This window comes from Phaeodactylibacter sp. (assembly GCF_022763345.1).
Taxonomy (GTDB): domain Bacteria; phylum Bacteroidota; class Bacteroidia; order Chitinophagales; family Saprospiraceae; genus Phaeodactylibacter.
Map to the genome: position 1 here is coordinate 1 of NZ_JALEGS010000076.1, position 17,745 is coordinate 17,745.

The 17,745-nt window shown below is 50.6% G+C and carries 15 protein-coding genes; 5 read left to right on the forward strand and 10 right to left on the reverse strand.

What is annotated here, in order from left to right:
• From MRY86_RS20610 to arfB, 5 genes are all read right to left on the reverse strand, one after another.
• Window positions 1-4,213, reverse strand: a 4,213-nt coding sequence (locus tag MRY86_RS20610) for a choice-of-anchor L domain-containing protein (protein WP_293566063.1), incomplete at its 3' end; no start/stop codon positions are given.
• Window positions 4,214-4,383: 170 nt separating this feature from the next.
• Complete coding sequence (locus tag MRY86_RS20615) at window positions 4,384-4,788, reverse strand: cytochrome c (RefSeq protein WP_293566065.1); 405 nt, start codon at window positions 4,786-4,788, stop codon at window positions 4,384-4,386.
• Window positions 4,757-5,383, reverse strand: a complete 627-nt coding sequence (locus tag MRY86_RS20620) for an SCO family protein (protein WP_293566066.1) — start codon at window positions 5,381-5,383, stop codon at window positions 4,757-4,759. Before MRY86_RS20620 ends, MRY86_RS20615 begins: the two co-directional genes overlap by 32 nt.
• A gap of 6 nt (window positions 5,384-5,389) precedes the next feature.
• A complete protein-coding gene (locus MRY86_RS20625) occupies window positions 5,390-6,256 on the reverse strand; it encodes a ChaN family lipoprotein (protein ID WP_293566067.1) in 867 nt (288 codons plus the stop codon).
• Window positions 6,257-6,287: 31 nt separating this feature from the next.
• Window positions 6,288-6,689: an alternative ribosome rescue aminoacyl-tRNA hydrolase ArfB gene (gene arfB, locus MRY86_RS20630; RefSeq protein WP_293566069.1), complete on the reverse strand. Its 402-nt coding sequence runs from the start codon at window positions 6,687-6,689 to the stop codon at window positions 6,288-6,290.
• Between the two features lie 162 nt (window positions 6,690-6,851).
• On the opposite strand from arfB, the gene MRY86_RS20635 reads away from it, so the two are divergent.
• The 3 genes from MRY86_RS20635 (at window position 6,852) to MRY86_RS20645 (ending at window position 9,516) form a co-directional block, all read left to right on the forward strand.
• Window positions 6,852-8,294 carry a DASH family cryptochrome gene (locus tag MRY86_RS20635; RefSeq protein ID WP_293566071.1) on the forward strand — a complete coding sequence of 481 codons (1,443 nt, stop codon included), beginning with the start codon at window positions 6,852-6,854 and terminating at the stop codon, window positions 8,292-8,294.
• 21 nt (window positions 8,295-8,315) lie between these two features.
• Complete coding sequence (locus MRY86_RS20640) at window positions 8,316-8,999, forward strand: uroporphyrinogen-III synthase (RefSeq protein ID WP_293571857.1); 684 nt, start codon at window positions 8,316-8,318, stop codon at window positions 8,997-8,999.
• Window positions 9,000-9,066: 67 nt separating this feature from the next.
• Window positions 9,067-9,516, forward strand: coding sequence for a hypothetical protein (locus MRY86_RS20645; protein ID WP_293564581.1), 450 nt, complete (start codon window positions 9,067-9,069; stop codon window positions 9,514-9,516).
• Here the strand turns inward: MRY86_RS20645 and rfaD are convergent, their stop codons facing one another.
• Complete coding sequence (rfaD, locus tag MRY86_RS20650) at window positions 9,517-10,482, reverse strand: ADP-glyceromanno-heptose 6-epimerase (RefSeq protein WP_293564583.1); 966 nt, start codon at window positions 10,480-10,482, stop codon at window positions 9,517-9,519.
• A 125-nt stretch (window positions 10,483-10,607) separates the two neighbouring features.
• On the opposite strand from rfaD, the gene MRY86_RS20655 reads away from it, so the two are divergent.
• Window positions 10,608-12,482: a gliding motility-associated C-terminal domain-containing protein gene (locus MRY86_RS20655; protein ID WP_293564585.1), complete on the forward strand. Its 1,875-nt coding sequence runs from the start codon at window positions 10,608-10,610 to the stop codon at window positions 12,480-12,482.
• Here the strand turns inward: MRY86_RS20655 and MRY86_RS20660 are convergent.
• The gene (locus MRY86_RS20660; RefSeq protein WP_293564587.1) at window positions 12,456-13,286 is read right to left on the reverse strand and encodes a class I SAM-dependent methyltransferase; all 831 of its coding nucleotides are present in this window, start codon (window positions 13,284-13,286) and stop codon (window positions 12,456-12,458) included. The genes MRY86_RS20655 and MRY86_RS20660 overlap by 27 nt on opposite strands.
• A gap of 272 nt (window positions 13,287-13,558) precedes the next feature.
• Between MRY86_RS20660 and MRY86_RS20665 the strand changes: the two genes are divergently transcribed.
• Window positions 13,559-15,244 carry a S8 family serine peptidase gene (locus MRY86_RS20665; protein WP_293564589.1) on the forward strand — a complete coding sequence of 562 codons (1,686 nt, stop codon included), beginning with the start codon at window positions 13,559-13,561 and terminating at the stop codon, window positions 15,242-15,244.
• 80 nt (window positions 15,245-15,324) lie between these two features.
• Here the strand turns inward: MRY86_RS20665 and MRY86_RS20670 are convergent, their stop codons facing one another.
• From MRY86_RS20670 to MRY86_RS20680, 3 genes are read right to left on the reverse strand one after another with little or no spacing between them, the layout of a single operon-like run.
• Window positions 15,325-15,624, reverse strand: a complete 300-nt coding sequence (locus MRY86_RS20670; protein ID WP_293564591.1) for a DUF721 domain-containing protein — start codon at window positions 15,622-15,624, stop codon at window positions 15,325-15,327.
• Window positions 15,621-16,730 carry a DNA replication/repair protein RecF gene (locus MRY86_RS20675; protein ID WP_293564593.1) on the reverse strand — a complete coding sequence of 370 codons (1,110 nt, stop codon included), beginning with the start codon at window positions 16,728-16,730 and terminating at the stop codon, window positions 15,621-15,623. Before MRY86_RS20675 ends, MRY86_RS20670 begins: the two co-directional genes overlap by 4 nt.
• 26 nt (window positions 16,731-16,756) lie before the next feature.
• Entirely contained in the window at window positions 16,757-17,731 is a 975-nt protein-coding gene (locus tag MRY86_RS20680; RefSeq protein WP_293564595.1) for a cation diffusion facilitator family transporter, read from the reverse strand.
• Window positions 17,732-17,745 lie beyond the last annotated feature (14 nt).

Sequence of the window (17,745 nt, forward strand, 5' to 3'; positions counted from 1 at the left end):
CCAGCAGGATGTTGCCAATGACTTCCACCGTAACGGAGCCCACAAAGTCATCGCATACGCCATTGCTTGCCGTTAGGGTGTAGGTTGCGGTCTCCGTCGGGCTGACCACTGGTTGAGGATTATTGAAATCACTGAACAGTGGGTCCGTAGACGTCCAGGTGTAGGTCGTATTTTCATCTTCTGCGAAGTTGAGCTGCACGGACTGTCCGAGGCAGATGGTGGTATCATTGGCCAGCTCAACGGCCGGGGCAGGCTGCACGGAAAGCTCGAACGTTTCGGTCAGCGTGCCGCACTCGTTGGCGTTGATATAAGTCAGGGTGTAGGTTCCGCTCACAGTAGGGTTAAAGGAGCCGGAAGTGCTTGTGCCACCAATGAGCTGCATGCCATTAGGGTCCGTCCATTCGAAACGGTCTCCGTCAGACAGGTTGGTGGCTTCAATCGTAAAGTTAGCTTCCTCGTTTTGGCACAAGTCGGTTGGTGAAAGGTCGACGCTCACAATCTCTGCAAAATCTGAAATCGTAATGGTCACTTCTTCCTCCAAAGGCGGGCAAACGCCATTCTCTGCCACCACCGTGTAGGTGGTTGTAACCTCAGGGCTGACCACCGGATTAGGCTCATTGCTGCTAAAATCAGGATCGGTGGATGACGACCAGGTGTAGGTATCATTAGGCCCGAATGGCCCACCGAGGTTAAGCTCGGCACTTTCACCCGGGCAAATGGTCTGGCTGTTGCCCAAAAACGGAATTTCCACCGGCTGAATACTGGCACTAACACTGGCATCGCAGCCATCTGCATCAATCTCAACGGTATACTGCCCGCTTGCCGGGGATGCAGTGGGGTCGAAGCAGTCTGTACAGCTCAGGCCACTGCCCATCCATTCGAAAGACTCATACTGGCCGGTTATTTCTAGTTGGAAATCAACGGCATCGCCCAGGCAAACTACGGAGTCTGAAGGCGTAATCGTCGCGACCGGCACGGCCTGAACATTGATCAGAATCGAGGCCGTATCCACGCAGGCCCTGTTGGTTGTAATACGCTCATACAGGAAGGTGTCCTGAAGCGTGAGGACCATATTCCATAGGGTATCGGGCGTTTCTGCGCCCAGAGGTTCTATCCAGCTGAATTCAATATCCGGGAAGAAGCTGGGTTCATAGACCGGTGAAGAAAGCGTCACGATCTCACCCTCGCAGTACTTGTCCTTTTCAGGATCCGGCGTGATCATCGTAGCTGGCAGTGAATCGACCCGGATGTAGACCGAGTCGAAAACCGTACAGGCACCGATGGTGAATTCTGCGAAATACCAGTCTGTGACATCGGTGGTGACCTGAGTGGTCAGCCCGGTGGTGTCGCTAATGGTTCCGTTATCCGGGGACCACACCAAGGTCTCGCCGTTTCCGGTACTCGTAATCGCTTCAAGGTCTACAACGGTGCCTAGGCATATTTCCAGAGAGTCAGGCCCTTGAATTTCCACATTAGCAGGCAAGACCGTTACAGTCACTTCTGCTGTGTCCGCGCAAGCTCCGTTACCACTTTCCGCAATCAGTTGATAGGTAGTCGTTGTTTCCGGGAAGGCGATCGGGTTGGAAATGGTATCATTGTCCAATCCAATATTGGGTGTCCATTGGTAGGTGGTCGTGGTCTCGTTCAGATCAATGAAGCTGGCCAATTGAACCCCAAAATTCTCACAAATTGTCGTATCATTCTGAACTTCAGGGAAGTCAAACGGTGCCACATCAATATGAACGGTATCTTGCACTACACAACCTGCTATATCCACGGCTACGATATAGTCCGTGGTAACTTGTGGGGTAGCAACCGGGTTAACAAGGGTAGAATCGTTTAGACCGGCAGCAGGTGTCCATGCCAGGTTGCTGTTATTGGCGTTATTGGTAGAGTTGAGCTGCACCATATCGCCCTGGCAAATAAAGAGGGAGTCTTCCGGGAAAGCTGCAATCTCCGGATCAATAATTTGCAGGAAGATGGAGTCGGTATCGACACAAGGCCCGACGATGCCTTCCACTTGAACCCATTGGCTCATTGTAGGAGAGGCAGTTGGATTGGGAGAGGTGGGCTCATCAAATATGCTGACCGGGCTCCAGAAAAACGATGCCGCTCCGGTTACGTTGAGCACAATTGAGCTGTCCGCACAAACCAGTACGGTATCCTGGCCCACTTCAATGGCCTCAATGCTTACGTCAATTTGATCACGGAGCTCAACCACAAGCTCGGTGTAGATGACTTCTCCGCACCCAAAGTCATTGCTGAGGGTGAGAATGATGGTTTCTGTGCCTTCCGTTAGAATGTCTGACAGCGTAGTCAGCGGGAAGGACAATTCGTTTTGGCCAGGCAGGAAAATCACCGTGTCCGGTATCTCCAAGAGGTAGTCCAGCCCGTTTTCCGCTGTACCGCCTACGGATACCAGAAAGGTGGTGGTGTCTTCGACCGGATCAGTCAGGGAGACAATCACTTCGTCATTCTGGTTAACGCAATCTTCCACCAGATAATCAATGCCAGAGTTGAACTGTACGGTTAGGTTTGGCGTACCACCTTTCAGCTCAGAAACAAACACACCGGAATCATAAGAAGAATCGCCCCGGTCAGCGATAGCGAGTTTGAGGCTGTAGGTATTACAAGGCTCTACCCCAATACTGGCCGTCAGGCTTTTCTTGACCCCCAGGAAATCAGAGGTCATTCCATCGTACTGAATACTTTGGCCACCGAGGTTGTTGCGGTAATATTCCCAATTAAGGAGGTTGTTTACGCTGTTGATCTGTACCGGGGTACCATCGGGCAGGGTGGCAATATTTACGGCATTGTTCGTAAGGTTAGGGTCGCCAGTGATGCCAGGACCGGAAACGAGGAACGCAAAGATATCGTTGAAGGTCGTATTGACAAACTCAGGGTATTCCTCGGAAGCAAAGACGTATTCAAAGGATAGTTCATCGGTAGCGACAAAGACGTCAAGCTCCACCACACAAGCGTTTTGAGAAGTAGTGCCCTCACCAAAAACAGTAGAGAGGTAATCGAGGTCGGCATCACCCGGCGCACCGTTATCCGTGCCCGGGCTTCCGCCACCGCCACCGGTATTAGGGCCTACTGCATAGTCACGGCTACCGGAAGTCAAAAGTAAGCCCCGCTCGAGTCCGAGGTCTGTCATATCACCCCCTTCGAAGGTTCCGTAGGATTCTTCGGGACAGTCAATATTGGTGATTTCAGCCGTAACATCGGGCGTGGAAACGAAGTTGACAATCTCTTCTTCCGTCACGCCCCCGTTCACAGTGATTGGCTGTAGCGGTTCGCAGTTTTGCTGACATTCCCACATACCTTCAAACCCTTCAAAAGTGGTGGTCCCGTCAGATATGAATTCAACAGTGAGGCAGCCGCTTGTGGCTTGCACCTGAAAACAAACACCACCGCCCCCTTCATCATTATTTAGGAAGTCGCCATCGCCCAGCTGCGAAATCAACGGGCTGTCGGTGCCATCGCCATCGTAAAAGGAAATCACATCAGTGATCGGAAATCCTCCTGGCTCCAGGTTGTAATAATTCATGGTGAAGAGGATACAGTCATGCGGCTGATCCGGGCAGATCGTAAAGACATTATTTTCATCGTTGCCATAGTCGCCATCCGGCCCACCGGTATCATAAAGGATGCCGCTACAGGAGTTAGACCCGCCTTCGTCAATGGTAGAGGCAGGCTCCTGCTCCTCCACACAAAGCTGGAAAGATCCCCAGTTTGGGGTGCCGGTTGCGCTATAGTCGGTAATCCGGATGAAGTAGGTGACGTTGGGGGTCAGCCCCTGCACGTCAAGTTCAACAACCGAGGTGCCGAGCTCTGTAGATTCACAAGCGATTTCAGCGAGGTTGTCGAATTCGCAGACACCACGGTAGAGCGCAATTTGCGGGCTGCTCAAGGGAGCAGACCCGCTGGGGTCGGAGATTCCGGTAGCAGTAATGGTGTAGTCAAATATGGTATCGCTGGTCGTAAAGGCGAACCATACATCATTGCCCACCACACCACCGTTGAAGCAACTGGGTATGTTGTCAAATCCAATATCGCTGGACGTGGCGTCCACATTGGAGAAGAATACGGTGTCCGGGCAGGCAGGAGCCACGCCCAGGTCAATCAAGCCTGCACAATCATCATTTTCGGGTTGAGCAAAAACTATAATCGGCAGAAGGACTAAAAAAAGCAGGGTAATTTTCTTCATCATAACACGCAAGGAACTGCTAGACGGTTAAAAGACAAACCTCAAAATCTTTAAATCATTGAAGATCAATGAGGTGTGAATCATTTGTTTAGGAATTCAATTTTGTAAACCCTAAAGTAGCAATTCCCACGAAAATAAAAGAGTGCGCGGCTGGCAAAAACCGTTTTAGTGACTTAAGGCTTGCATTCTTCCAGTGCTGCCTTTACTTCAGCATAGGGCATATAGCCGTAGTCATTGCCCCAGGAATGGTTGATGTAATTGATGATGTTGGTGACCTCGAAGTCCGTAAGTTGAGGGATGCCGGCCATTTGCTGATTGTAAGTCGTATCGTTGACGACAACAGGTCCCTCCATACCATAGCGGATAATACAAGCTAATCGGTCCTGGTTTTCGGCAACATAGTCCGCCTTGGCTAGCGGGGGCATCACGCCTTGCAAGCCACTACCATCGTTCATATGGCAGCTTGCGCAAAAGTTCTGGTATAAAATACGCCCCTGTTTGTAGGGGTCATCCCGGCAGCTCATCCATATCAACAGGCTGAAAAGGCTAGTGAGCAGTATTGGGGTCTTCCATTTCATGGAGTAAGTTTTCTATATCTTTTTTAAAAGCCTCGACTTCGTTTGGCTGCGTTCCATTGCAGTAGGAGCGGATGTAGCCTTTGGTATCCACCAGCACAAACCGCCCGCTGTGGTCAAAGCCATCAGGCAGGGTAGGGTCCTCCACAACGATATTGAAGTAATCATCGGCAATAGCGTAGAGGCTATCCTTTTGCCCGGTGACAAAGTGCCAGCGCTGGTCATCCACGCCAAGGTTGGTGGCGTAGTGCTTCAGCTTGGCTACCGTATCCCGGGCAGGGTCAATAGTATGCGAAAGAAAAGCCAATCGCGGTTCGTCCGCATAAGCCTCGTAAAGCTCCAGCATGTTTTGGGCCATGATGGGGCATATCGTCGGGCAGGAAGTGAAGAAAAAATCAGCGACATAAGCCTTGCCTTCGAAAGTGGCTGGTGTAACCAACTGACTATCCTGATTAACGAAAGTGAAATCAGGTATGGATTTGTAGACCGTTTGCCCTTCCGTATTTTCGGCTTTGCTGAGAATGGGTAAAGAATCGTTAGGCTCACAGCTTAGCGTGGCAAAAACGACGAGCAAAAAGGGCAGCAACCTTACCGGCATAAATATTTAGTAAGTTTTGGTCATGGTATCAATAACCACAATAGTGAAATCCGCTTTGCCTGCATATTCTTCGTCAATAGCGGACAAATCGCTCTGTTCCACAGTGGTAATGGTCGTTATTTTGGCTTTCGGGGCGTAGTCGTTTTGCAGGTACCACACAATGCCTTCGTAATTGTCAGAATGGTAGGACCCGTTATAGTGGATAAACACGCCTTTTTCCGGCAGGTTTTCACTGATGAAGTAAGCCATCGTTGCATCTTTGATCGCCTGCGCCTTTGGGAAGTTATCAGAACCGCCACCGTGGCCGCCCATCATTTCCACCATTTTCTGATAGCCCGGTAGGTTGGCATCGTACTTTACGGGCAGGGGAGCGATATAGCTCTTCGCGGCCTCCTGCAAATCCTCCAGGCTTTCGAAACCGCCCTTGAACACCAGGCTTGCGTAGCGCCGCGGGATGTTGGTCGCGGTGAAGGATAAACCATTGGCTTTGGCAAATTCAACCAGTGGCTTGTAGTCCGTCGCATAGTTGTTCCAGACCCGGGCTTCTTCCTCAAAGGTTTTTTCCTTTATTGTGCCGGAGAGGTATTCATCGAGCAGCAGTTGGTTGTCCGCTTCAAACATTTCTGCACCGAGTGCCAGTTCACCTTTTATCGTCGAATGCAGGGAAGCCGTCAGCTCATACTGCAGCCAGTGCGCGATAGGGTTGTTATGGAGTTCTCCGAAGAAAACGATGTCAGACTTTCGGCTATCTTTTAGAAGGTCTTCAAAGGTTGCCGGGTTACCTTTTTTATCAAAAATCCGGTAGTTCGGTTTGTCCTGGGCGGATAGGTTGGCGATAACCAAAAAGGCAATCAGTAATAGTCCGTAGCGCATGCGAATGAATTTATTTTGCCCCAAAAGTAGGTTAAATTTTAATTTTTCCCCTCAGGGCTTTCTTCTCAGATTGCCTGCGCTTTCGTTCGAGCCGCTTTCGAGGGTTGGCTTTCAGGGGCTGTGGACCTTTTCGGGGCTTGCGGGCACGCAGGGCTTTTTTAATCAGCCGCAGCAGCTTCTTAACGGCAGCGCCCCGGTTGAGGACCTGGGACCGCCGGCTGTCCGAACTCACAGCTAGTATCCCTTCCTTGCTGATGCGGTTGCCCAAGGCACTATGGACTTTGCGCTTCTCAGCTGCCGAAAGGGCAGAAGAGGCGTCTACCTCAAAACGGGCTTCAACTTTCGTCTCCGTTTTGTTGACATGCTGCCCACCGCTGCCGGAGCTTCGGGAGGTTAAAAAATTTAGTTCTTTTTCTATTTGTTGTTGATCCATTGTAGAATACGGTTCTGTGCTCTTTCCCTGTCTGCAACGAGAGGGCAGGCAGATTAGTTCATCCGGATAAATGCACATCAAAATGACTAAAATCTCACAACCATTATTTAGCTCCCGTGTTGCCTTTCAAAGATTTTTGAAACAATTAACCTCCAACGGCCTATGTATACAAAAAGGGGCATTGTATGGTTCCGGCAAGACTTGAGGCTCCACGATAATGAAGCCCTTCATGACGCCATTAGCTCTCTGGATGAAGTGATCCCTGTTTATGTATTTGACGAACGTACTTTCCTTGGCAAAACAGATCGTTTTGGCTTTCTCAAAACCGGCAAATTCCGTGCGCAGTTCATCATTGAAAGCGTGCAGCACCTTCGGGACGCTCTTCAGGCTATCGGGAGCAACCTTATTGTGAGAGTGGGCAAGCCGGAAGAAGAAATTTTTGAACTCGCTCAAAAAATTAAGACCAATTGGGTGTTTTGTAACCGGGAGCGTACCCCGGATGAAGTCTATGTCCAGGACACTCTAGAGCAAAAACTATGGACGATCGGTCAGGAAATTCGTTTTTCCAGAGGCAAGATGCTTTATTATACTGCTGACTTGCCATTCCCGATTACCCATACGCCCGATAGTTTTTCGCAGTTCAGAAAGGAAGTGGAGCGCTATGTGCCCATACGTGAACCACTACCTGCTCCGGAAGAGATGGCTCCCATCATGGTGAAGCTAGACGAAGGTGAGATTCCTGCCCTGGCTGACCTCGGGCATGTCCCATTTGCTTCGATTGACCGGGAGGGTTTCGTGTGGAAAGGCGGAGAAGCAGCGGGCCTTGAATACCTGCATCAGTATATTTGGGAACAGGAAACTGTGCAGGAATATGCGCACAGCCATTGTGGCGTAAGCAGCGCAGGGCACTCCTCCCGATTCTCAGCCTGGCTTGCTCAGGGGTGCCTTTCTCCCAAAATGGTTTATCATCACCTTAGAGCTTATGAGCAGCAGCGGGGCGCATCAGAGTCTGTACAAAGCTTATTGCATAGCTTGCTCATGCGCGACTTTCTCCGCTTAATGGTAAAAAAACACGGTTTTAAAGTATTTGAAAAAGGAGGGATAATTGAAGTGGCAGACCCGCGCTGGCGTGATGATGAGCGGTTGTTGCAACGTTGGATAGACGGAGCCACCGGCGTGCCATTTATTGATGCCAATATGGTGGAAATAGCCACCACAGGTTACATGTCTAACCGGGGGCGTAAAAACGTGTCGAGCTTTCTCGTTAAAGACCTGTTGGTCAACTGGCAAATGGGGGCGGAATATTTTGAATCTGTCCTCATAGATTACGATGTGACCAGCAACTGGATGAATTGGAATTATGCCGCAGGTATCAGCGCCGATCCAAAGGAAGATAAGCACTACAATATCATTTCTCAGGCCATGAAATATGACCCAAAGGGAGAATACGTCAAAAAGTGGCTGCCCCAACTGGCAGGGGTCCCTTCAGAAATGATACATCAGCCGGATTTGCTTTCTTCGGACGAACAGGATCAACTCCACTTGCAAATTGGGGCAGACTACCCTGTGGCAGTCATTTCGACCGATCGCTGGCGGGTTCGCTAAGCTTTGGCTATTTTTGCGGGAATGAAGCTACAACGCAGATCCGCCTACATTTCCCGTAACCTTCAGGCTCAGAGTGCCTTTCGGCAAATTCTGAAAGCGAATAGTGTTAAGGTAGAAGGGCAGTCCCTAATCCACTTCGAACCAATCCCCTTCAGCGTAGTGCCAGATGCAGATTGGGTGTTCTTCTACAGCCCGCGTGCTGCTCGTTTTTTCCTGAGCAATCTGCCATGCCCTCTGTCTACGAAGGTAAAACTGGGCAGTATTGGACCCTCCACCGCTCAGATCGCCACAGACTTTGGCTATGAGATCGCCTTCACCGGTACCGGTGAGCCCAGCGCTTCAGCGGATGCATTTGCCCAGGTGGCGAAGGGGCAGCGGGTCCTTTTCCCCCGGGCTCGTCATTCCCGGCAGTCGGTACAGAACAAGCTTGGCTCCATTATAAAAAGCATAGATCTTATTGTTTATGACAATCATCCTGCTGCGGACTTTCCGCTTCGCTGTTCTGAAGTACTTGTTTTTACCAGCCCCCTCAATGCAAAAACGTATTTGAACCGTCACGATATGCTGCCGGGGCAACAACTCGTTGCAATCGGCAACCCAACGGCATCCGCCTGCCGCCGCCTTGGGAAAGACCCTCTACTGGCTTCCGCACCTAATGAGGAGGCGCTGGCACAGGCAGTACTGCATTGCCTGGCGGGCGAGTAAAATAACACCCCTTGAGCAAAATGAGAATTTGGCTACCTTCGTTCTCCTTTTAAATCAGATGTAGCTTATGAACCGATTCTTACTTCTTGCCCTGTTGGCAATAGGCAGTATTTCCTGCGGCACCGATCAATCTGCCGACACCTCAACGGGAACAAAGGGACAAGCGGAGCCCTATCAGGAGTTTGCGGCATTTTACGACCGCTTTCATCAGGATTCTGCTTTTCAGATGGAGCGCATTCTCTTCCCTTTGCCCGGTTTGCCCAGAGAAGCCGATAGCGCCTTGATTGCCTCGGGGCTTTACCGCTGGACGCCGGAGACCTGGAGGCTGCAACGCCCCTTGAACCCGGAAAGCTCCAACTTTAAGCGGGAGCTTATCCCGGTAAGCAAAGACCTGATCATCGAAAAACTGGTACAGCCGGAGTACAACCTTCAGATTGAGCGGCGTTTCTCCCGACTGGAAGACGGTTGGCACCTTATCTACTATGCCGGGCTCAACAACATCCCAAAATCCAGGTAATCAGTAAATTTTTTCTTCTGACAGGTATTCTCTGACATAGTCTTCAATCCCTGCTTCAAGGCTGTGGAAATCATCCTGATAGCCAGCTTGCCGGAGCTTGGCCATATTGGCCTCGGTGAAGTACTGATAGGTATCACGAATATCCGCAGGCGTATCAATGAAGCTGATTTTGGGCTCCAGCCCCAGTGCCTTGAAGGTGTTGACGGCTAAGTCCCAGAACGACCGGGCTTGTCCGGTACCCAGGTTGTAAAGGCCGCTTTCCGGCTTACGGTGGTAAAGCCAGTACATGACCCTTAGCACATCCTTCACATAGATGAAATCACGCTGCTGCTGCCCATCCTCGTAGTCAGCCCGGTGCGAGCGGAACAGTTTCATCTGCCCGGTAGACTTGATTTGGCGGCTGGTATGGAAGATGACGGAGGCCATTCGCCCTTTGTGGTACTCATTGGGGCCGTAAACATTGAAGAATTTCAGCCCGTACCAGTGTGGAGGCTGTACCTCTTGCTGCAAGGCCCATTTGTCAAATTCATTCTTGGAATCACCATAAGGGTTGAGTGGCTTAAGGCTGTTGACCACGTCGTGGCGGTCTTCGTAACCTTGTTCCCCCAGCCCGTAAGTGGCGGCACTTGAAGCGTAGATAAATGGGATTTGGTGCTGTGCGCAAAGCTCCCACAGTGTTTTTGTATAGTCCAGGTTGAGTTCCTGAAAGATATCCCAGTCCTGCTCGGTGGTGTCCGTACGGGCACCGATGTGGAAGATAGCATCCACAAAATAGTACTTCTCCCAGAGCCATCCCGGAAAGTCATTGCGGTGGATTTTTTCGGCCCAGGCTTTTCCCTCCAGATTCCGGTTTTTGTCTGCCCGGCTGAAATCATCTACTAAAATGAGGTTTTCGTAGCCGAGGTCGTTGAGATGGCGCGCCAGGCAACTGCCGATAAAACCCGCTGCGCCGGTTATTACGATCATAATCCTTTCATTTTGGGCGAATATAGAGATATTTTCCGTCGTGTACCCGCCGTTCTCTTTGTTGAGTAGGAGCGATTCTTCCACAAATATGTTATCTTCAGTCACTAAAATCAAAATGCAAATCTATGAGCATCCGCTGCCAATTGCTGTTGTACTTATTTATATCGAGCTGTGTGTTCCGGCTCAGCGCCCAGGACACCTGCGAGGGCAACTTCGGCGAGAATATTTTTGAAGCTGGTGACTTTGGCAGTGGAATAGCTAATTTCTTGCTTTCAGATCCTGGTATCGCTCCGGGCTATCTGTACTCCACCTCACCTCCTCCCAATGATGGTTTTTACACCATCACCAACCATACCGCTCCCTGGCCGCTCTGGGATAGCTGGCTCCCTATTGGGGATAATAGCACGGACCCCAACGGCTATATGATGGTGGTGAACGCGAGCTATGACGAAGGGGTGTTCTATGAGCAGCAAGTAGATGGGCTGTGCGAGAACACCTTGTATGAGTTTTCGGCAGATATTATTAATTTGATCCGGTCGTCTGTTACGGGCCACATCCGGCCTAATGTCTCATTTTTGATTGATGGGGATGTCCGGTATACCACAGGCGCCCTGCCTCAGAACGAAACCTGGGAGACCTATGGTTTTACCTTTACTACAGAACCCGGGCAAACGGCAGTCACACTAACGCTTCGAAATAATGCCCCCGGCGGTATTGGCAATGACCTTGCGCTGGATAATATCGCATTTCGGCCCTGCGGCCCTGAGGCTTTTATCCTACCCGATGAAATTGAAAACATTTGTGAAAATGGCAGCCCTATCCCATTAAATGCAACCGTAGCCGGCGACCAATACGACAACCCGGCTGTCAAATGGCAAATCAGCTACGATGAGGGCCAAACCTGGGAAGATGTCCCTGGTGGCAATACCGAGACCATAATGCATGCGGAGCTGTCGGGCGGCTATTACTACTACCGTTTTTTGGTCGCCAACTCTCCCGGGAACCTGGAAAATTCCAGGTGCAGAATTATTTCCAATATTAAGGTGGTATATGTACAGCCCAAGTTTTTCACTATCGCGGATACCCTTTGCCAGGGTGGGGCTTATGCATTTAGCCAGGAAATGCTCACCGAAACGGGGACTTATACAGATTCCCTACAGTCGTCAATCGGCTGTGACAGCATCGTTATCCTAAACCTGGAAGTGGTGCCCGACCCTCTGATTACAGCCATGATTACCGGAGACACGACCTCTTGTGCTAGTACAGATGACGGTGTGGTTACGGTGGCTGAAGTGGAAAATGCTTTTTTCCCAGTGACTATTGAGCTGATCGGGCAGAGCTTAGTGCCCGGCCCGGACGGCAACTTTTCGGGGCTATCTCCTGGCGACTATCCGGTACGTATTAAGGACCGCTTCGGGTGTACTTTGGAAGATACCGTTGCTATTCTCAGCCCTTTGCCGCTAGTGGTAGACTTGTTTGGACCGGAGCGTGTAGACTTGGGAGAAGCGGCAGTGGTACAGGCTCAGGTCAATCAATCGATAGACGATGCAATATGGAATCTTCCCGTTGACTACGATTGCCAGGATGCGGACTGTCAAACCATTCAATTCTTTCCGCTGAGTGAAATGACAGTGCTTTACGAAGTGCAGCAGGCAGGCGGTTGCTCCGCGTCGGATTCCATAAGCATTGCCTTCGAAGACGTGCGCAGGGTTTACCTGCCTACCGCCTTTTCTCCTAATGCTGACGGGCGTAACGATACCTTCCGGCCCTTCATCAGCGTGCCGAATGTGCAATCTGTTGCCAGCCTGGAAATTTTTGACCGGTGGGGTGGGCTGGTTTATGAAAAACAGGATTACCTGCCTCAGACTTCACGCGATGGCTGGGATGGCACCAAAAATGGGAAGCCCATGCCATTGGGGCAGTATACTTATGTGGCTAGGGTCGTGTTTTTAGATGGCCTGGTCAAAGAATACTCAGGTAGTGTGCGCCTGATCAGATGATGGGAAAAAGCCCATGCGCCAGGGTTTGTACCTGGCCTGGATCAGTGCGAGACTGGATTTAACCTTTATTTCAGGCCGGAAGAATAAAAGCCCGAAATGAAATAAATCTACTGAAAGGCGGACTTGCTCGTGCTGTTGCAGGGTCCGCCAGGCGGATTCCATTTCATTGGACCAGTGGATGTCCGCCATGACGACTACGCTCTGTTCATGCAGATAAGGAAGGCAGGTTTCAAAATAGGTCAGGCTTGCCCCCTCCCGGTGATCACCATCAATGAACAGGTAATCCACCTGTTTGAGCTGCTCCAAAGCCCGGGATAGTTGCTGCTCAAACGTACCAACAAAAAGGGTTACATTCTGAATGTCCAGCTTTGCCAGGTTTTGGCGGGCCAAAGCAGCCGTTTGCGGGCACCCTTCAATGCTGATCATCTCTGCATTGCGAGCTGCCAGTGATTGATAGGCTGCTGACAAACCAAGAGAAGTGCCCAGTTCTAGCATTTTTTGAGGCTTCGTGAACTGTACCAACCGGAATAGCAATGCACCGGACTCCGCGCTAATGGCACTGTAACGCGCAAGGCTTCTGACCTGCCGAACCGGATTAGCACTCACCAAAGAGCCTGCCCCGTAGTCTTGGATTTGAACCGAATCCTGATTCTTCAACAGGCCTTGGCGGAGGAATTCAATATCCTGGAAAGCGTAGAAACGGCGCGTGTCCTCCAGGACATGCTCAGCCAGTTCATAGGCAAATGGCGCGTGCAGGTCGTAACGGGTACGCGCGCTGAGGAAATACTGCAGGTAACGCAGCATCAAACGGAAATAAAGTTTTATCCACTTCATACAGCGGCGGAAAATACTGCTTTTTGGTTAAAGCCGGGTTAAAACCTGAAAAATCAGGTGGCATACTCAGTCATTTTAGGGTTTAGCCCGTTTAGGAAAGGAGAAATTCACCAGAAATCCTACCTTTGCAGAATTATCGGCGGGCCGCTAAAATGGCAATTTTTTACCCTGTCTTCGCAGGGAAACAATGCTACTTTTGCAGGAATAAGCTGATTGATTAAAATTATTAAACAAGCTAATAGATGTTGAACAAGAAATGGATCGGGCTCTACCTGTTTTTGATGGGTGCTGTAGCCCTTACAGCGCAGGACAAAGCGCCGGAAAACTGGTTTAACCTGGACCCATCCGAAGGTGTGCCCGGTGTAAGCACAGAAAAAGCTTACCAGGAGTTGCTCAAAGGTAAAAAAGGACAGGAAGTCGTTGTTGCGGTGATTGATTCCGGTGTAGACTATGAGCACGAAGACCTCGATGATGTGATGTGGGTGAATGTCGATGAGATTCCCGGCAACGGAAAGGATGATGACAACAATGGCTATGTGGATGATATCCATGGCTGGAATTTTCTGGGTAACAAGAGCGGCGAAAATATCGAGCACGATAATCTGGAAGTAACCCGTCTGTACAAAAAATACGGAGAGATGTTTGAGGGCAAAGACCCCGAAGACCTTTCCAAAAAGGAAAAAGCGCTTTTCGCCAAGTACGAGGAGTACAAGAAGGTCGTAGAGGATAAGCAAAAGAGCCTGGAAGAGAATGCCGGGACATACGCCGCGATTGCCGAAGCCCTGGATAAGCTCGAAAAGGAAGTCGGCAAGGAAGATATTTCCGCCGAAGACCTGGATGGGCTCGACACCTCGGACCCAATGGTGGGTTACGCCGTGCAAATCGTCAAGTCACTCATGGCACAGGGGCAGACTTTTGAGGAAATCAAAAAGGACCTGAACGGTTACGCAGAATACCTGCAGGGACAGTACGAATACCACTACAACCCGGACTTCAATCCTCGCCCGTTAATCAATGATAACTACGAAGATCCTTACGACCGTGACTACGGCAATGGTGATGTCCGTGGCCCGGATGCACTTCACGGTACGCACGTAGCTGGCATTATCGCTGCAGAACGTGATAACGACCTGGGCATGAAGGGTGTGGCCAATAATGTGAAGATCATGTCTATCCGCACCGTGCCTGACGGAGACGAGCGTGACAAAGACGTGGCAGCAGCTATCGTTTATGCGGTTGATAATGGTGCTTCAGTCATCAATATGAGCTTTGGCAAAGGCGCTTCACCACGCAAAGACGTTGTAGATGAGGCGGTACGCTATGCACTCAAGAACGACGTGCTGCTCGTTCATGCAGCTGGCAACGATGGTAAAGAAGTGACCAACCTAAACAACTTCCCAACGGACCGGTTTGAGAAGCGTGGCTTCCTAAACCTCTTTGGTTCGAAGTACGCCGATAACTGGATCGAAGTGGGCGCCCTCAACTGGAAAACAGGCGAAACCCTCGCTGCTCCATTCTCCAATTACAGCCCCGAGTATGTGGACCTTTTCGCACCTGGTATGGCCATCTATTCAACCACACCAGATAACGGCTACGAGGACCTTCAGGGCACAAGTATGGCGGCTCCGGTGGTTGCAGGCGTTGCAGCAATGCTCCGTTCTTATTATCCGGACCTGACTGCAGAACAAGTGAAAAGCATCCTGATGCAGTCAGCCGTGAAAGACCGGACGAAGGTGAAGAAGCCAGGCTCCAAAGAGGATATGGTTTCTTTCTCTACCCTTAGTGTAACCGGCGGTATCGTCAACGCTTATGAAGCGGTGAAGCTGGCCGAACAGACCAAGGGCAAAAAGAAAGGCGTAAGCCGCAATGGCGGTGGCGCGTCTAATGCTAAGAAAGGCAAAGGGGATGACAACTCCGTACGTCCATAAGGCTTGGGCATAACCCTTAAACCAAAACCGCCCGGTGAATTGAGTTTCACCGGGCGGTTTTGCATTTGTAGCAGCAACGATTAGCGGATAATAACTTCCTGAATCGCTTCTTCTCCAAGCTGCTCATTCAGCAGGCGCTTGATTTTTTCTTTTCCATACGACAGTTCTTGCCGAAGCGGTGCCGAATCAATAATAATGAACAGCTTGCCGTTGTAAAGCTTGATGTCTCTCGTGTAGTTGGCAATAGAGGGCCCCATCATTTCTTCCCATTGATGCCTTATGCGGCTTTGGTTGAGCTTGCCCTTGAGCTTGTAGTGCTCCAGCATGGCTTTGAGCGCTTCTTTTAACGTGGTCTGATTATTGCCGCGGTCTTCCATCATGGATGAATTTGTGTAGCGGTACCTTCCTGAATATTGTAAACCAGAAAGTGCTGCCCGGTTTGTTGAATGATGCCTGCAAGCCGGTCTTGTTCTGTATCCGTGATGAAGACCTGCCCAAAAGTTCGTGCCTGCAGTAGGTGGAGGAGGTGCTGCACCCGTTGCCGGTCCAATTTATCGAAAATATCATCGAGAAGAAGGATGGGAGCAGTTTTTTTCTCTTGCCCCAGCATCTGATATTGCCCCAGCTTAATCGATAGCACAAAGGATTTTAGCTGCCCCTGTGAAGCAAACCGCTTAAGGGGGTAACCCGCAATGGTGAAGACCAGGTCATCACGGTGAGGGCCTACAGTGGTACGTTGCAACAGGCGGTCTTTCTCTGCTGCTTCCTTCAGCAGCTCTTCAAAGGGGGCATCAGAAAGCTTGGAACGATAGGTACAGTCTACCGTTTCTGCTGCGCCGGAAATCTGGGTGTAAGCTTCCTGCAAAATGGGGCGAAATTGCTCCATAAACCGGGCCCGTGCATCATGCAGCAATCGGGCGGGCTCCAGCATCTGCTGATTGTACACCTCCATCATCGCTGCATTGTAGGTCCGGCTTTCGCCAAATTGCTTGAGCAGGGCATTGCGCTGCTGCAAAAGTTTGTTGTAGAGAATCAGCTGCCCCAGGTAATCCGGGTCAATTTGCGAAAGCGTATTGTCCAGGAAACTCCGCCGCGCCTCGCTGCCTTCACTGACGAGGTAGGTATCATCAGGGGCAATCATGACCACCGGCAGTAAGCCAACGTGTTCCGAAAGACGGGGGTAGGGGATGCGGTTGCGTTCGAGTTCTTTTTTCTTGCGGGGGATGACCTTCGCTACGATATGCTCCGGAGTGCCATTGACCTCAAACTGCCCTTCCAGGCGGAAAAAATCGCTGTCATGATTGGCAATGAGGCTATCGGGGGCATTAAAATAACTCTTGCCCATACAAAGGTAGTAGATAGCATCAAGCAGGTTGGTCTTGCCCATACCATTGGCACCAATGAAGCAGACCAGTGGCGCATCGCAGGCCACAGACTGAAAGTCGTAGTTTTTGAATTGCGTTAGCTTGAAGGAAGTCAGTCGCAAGTGGTGATTTTTGCTGCTAAGATAATTTAAATTCGGTGCTTTTGGTTTTCCTTGATGTTATCCAGGGTCCAATCGAGCCGCTCTTCCTGAGGGGCTTTCCGTTCTGGGCAATCTCTAACGGGGCATAGCCTGCAATTCTCGGGCGGGTCGCAGGGGTCGATGTGGACGAAAAGCTCTACCGGGCGCTCCGTATGTGCCATCATCAGCTGTTCAAAAGCTTTAACTTCCTGATAGCTCTCCCGGGTCGTGAAGTACCAAGGTAGCGTCATATGGCAATCTATATGAAGAGTGGCTCCATATTTGATGACCCTGAAGTTGTGTATATCTATCCACTGCCGGCGGCGTTCGGTCTGCAAAGCTTGCACCATCTCCCGGATCAGGTGATCGTCAGCCTCGTCCATAATACCGGCTATGGAGGTACGCACAAGTTTGAATCCCGTAAATAGTATGACACCTCCAAAGAAAATAGCAATTAGGTTATCCAGCAGGGGCAGGTCTGTCAGTATGACCAACCCCAACCCGACTATCAGCCCCAGAGAGGAATAGGCGTCTGATTTCAGGTGTGCCCCGCTAGCGGTGAGGATAAGGGAGTGCTGTCTGCGTCCAAGTCTTTGCAGGTAATAGCCCAGGCCAAAGTTAACCCCTCCTGCAATTGCGGTGAGGACCAAGCCTAGGTCCAGTTTCCCAATAGGCTGAGGGTAAAGCAGGTTGTACCCCGCTTTGCCCATAATGCTTAGCCCGGCAAGCAGGATCAGCGCGCCCTCAAAGCCGGCAGAGATGAATTCAATTTTTCCATGGCCGTAAGGGTGGTTCTCGTCCCGTGGCATAGCGGAGAGCCAGATACTGTATAACCCAAAACTGGCGGCTACTACATTAATGATACTCTCCAGTGCATCGGTTAAAATCGCATTGGAGTTGGTGATCCACCAGGCGAGGAATTTGAGCGCCATCAGGCCCATGCCAACAAATAACGCTATGCGCTGAGCAGTGCGGTTTTGCATTTTTAGTAGGTTCT

Bases quoted from the DNA above. Each gene is read 5' to 3' on its own strand.
- rfaD (WP_293564583.1), bottom strand. From the start codon at position 10,482: ATGATCGTAATAACCGGCGCAGCGGGTTTTATCGGCAGTTGCCTGGCG.
- MRY86_RS20635 (WP_293566071.1), top strand. From the start codon at position 6,852: ATGTATACAAAAAGGGGCATTGTATGGTTCCGGCAAGACTTGAGGCTC.
- MRY86_RS20665 (WP_293564589.1), top strand. From the start codon at position 13,559: ATGTTGAACAAGAAATGGATCGGGCTCTACCTGTTTTTGATGGGTGCT.
- MRY86_RS20625 (WP_293566067.1), bottom strand. From the start codon at position 6,256: ATGCGCTACGGACTATTACTGATTGCCTTTTTGGTTATCGCCAACCTA.
- arfB (WP_293566069.1), bottom strand. From the start codon at position 6,689: ATGGATCAACAACAAATAGAAAAAGAACTAAATTTTTTAACCTCCCGA.
- MRY86_RS20620 (WP_293566066.1), bottom strand. From the start codon at position 5,383: ATGCCGGTAAGGTTGCTGCCCTTTTTGCTCGTCGTTTTTGCCACGCTA.
- MRY86_RS20645 (WP_293564581.1), top strand. From the start codon at position 9,067: ATGAACCGATTCTTACTTCTTGCCCTGTTGGCAATAGGCAGTATTTCC.
- MRY86_RS20660 (WP_293564587.1), bottom strand. From the start codon at position 13,286: ATGCTGCGTTACCTGCAGTATTTCCTCAGCGCGCGTACCCGTTACGAC.
- MRY86_RS20680 (WP_293564595.1), bottom strand. From the start codon at position 17,731: ATGCAAAACCGCACTGCTCAGCGCATAGCGTTATTTGTTGGCATGGGC.
- MRY86_RS20615 (WP_293566065.1), bottom strand. From the start codon at position 4,788: ATGAAATGGAAGACCCCAATACTGCTCACTAGCCTTTTCAGCCTGTTG.
- MRY86_RS20640 (WP_293571857.1), top strand. From the start codon at position 8,316: ATGAAGCTACAACGCAGATCCGCCTACATTTCCCGTAACCTTCAGGCT.
- MRY86_RS20670 (WP_293564591.1), bottom strand. From the start codon at position 15,624: ATGATGGAAGACCGCGGCAATAATCAGACCACGTTAAAAGAAGCGCTC.
- MRY86_RS20655 (WP_293564585.1), top strand. From the start codon at position 10,608: ATGAGCATCCGCTGCCAATTGCTGTTGTACTTATTTATATCGAGCTGT.